Here is a 1,059-nt window from a genome sequence, read left to right as displayed (position 1 = left end):
TGGCGTAAGCCGTGCCGGCTGCCGTGAACGCGGCAACCGCGCCAGCCTCGTTAATACCGGGATGCAATATCTGTCCGGCAGCTGATTCCTTATAAGCGAGGATCAGATCGCGGTCCACGGACAGGTAGTTCTGGCCGTCCGGGTTATAGATCTTGGCAGTGGGGAAGAAGGCATCCATGCCAAAAGTCCGGGACTCATCCGGGACTATGGGCACGATGCGGGAGCCAATGGATTTGTCCCGCATGAGGTCTTTCAGGAGCCTGACGAAGGCCATGGTGGTGGCCGCCTGCTGCTTGCCGGAACCACGGTTCGCCATCTCATACGCCTTATCCCCCGGCAGCGTAAGAGCCGTATGGGTACTCCTACGTGACGGCACCGGCCCGCCCAAAGTCCGCCGCTTCTCCTGCAGGTACTTGATCTCCTTCGCTTCCGGGCCGGGGTTGTAATAGGGAGGCGAGTAGAGGTCCACCTCCAGCGCCTCGTCGGTGACCGGGATGCGGAGGTGGTCGCGGAAGGCTTTGAGGTCGTCGTGGGTGAGTTTTTTCATTTGGTGGGTGGCGTTGCGGCCCTCGAAGTGGGAGCCCAGGCCGTAGCCCTTGACCGTCTTGGCCAGGATCACGGTGGGTTTGCCCTTGAACTCGGTGGCAGCCTTATACGCGGCGTAAACCTTGCGGTAATCATGCCCACCACGTTTGAGGCCCCAAACCTGCTCATCGGTCAGGTCCGCGGCCAAGTCCTTGGTCTGATGCGGGAGCCAATGGATTTGTCCCGCATGAGGTCTTTCAGGAGCCTGACGAAGGCCATGGTGGTGGCCGCCTGCTGCTTGCCGGAACCACGGTTCGCCATCTCATACGCCTTATCCCCCGGCAGCGTAAGAGCCGTATGGGTACTCCTACGTGACGGCACCGGCCCGCCCAAAGTCCGCCGCTTCTCCTGCAGGTACTTGATCTCCTTCGCTTCCGGGCCGGGGTTGTAATAGGGAGGCGAGTAGAGGTCCACCTCCAGCGCCTCGTCGGTGACCGGGATGCGGAGGTGGTCGCGGAAGGCTTTGAGGTCGTC

At 61.7% G+C, this 1,059-nt stretch carries 1 protein-coding gene and 1 pseudogene; both read right to left on the bottom strand.

Annotated elements, in window-relative coordinates:
• A pseudogene (locus Y708_RS25935) lies at positions 1-745 on the bottom strand (pyruvate dehydrogenase (acetyl-transferring), homodimeric type); the annotation flags it as partial.
• Positions 718-804 (bottom strand): hypothetical protein, encoded by an 87-nt coding sequence (locus Y708_RS31205; RefSeq protein ID WP_253905861.1) that lies wholly within the window; start codon positions 802-804, stop codon positions 718-720. The gene Y708_RS31205 and the pseudogene Y708_RS25935, both read right to left, overlap by 28 nt.
• Positions 805-1,059: the final 255 nt, after the last annotated feature.

It is taken from the genome of Arthrobacter sp. H5, from assembly GCF_000520595.1.
Taxonomy (GTDB): Bacteria; Actinomycetota; Actinomycetes; order Actinomycetales; family Micrococcaceae; genus Arthrobacter_D.
Note: the sequence above shows the minus strand (reverse complement) of the source record. Positions and strands in the feature narration are given on the sequence as shown.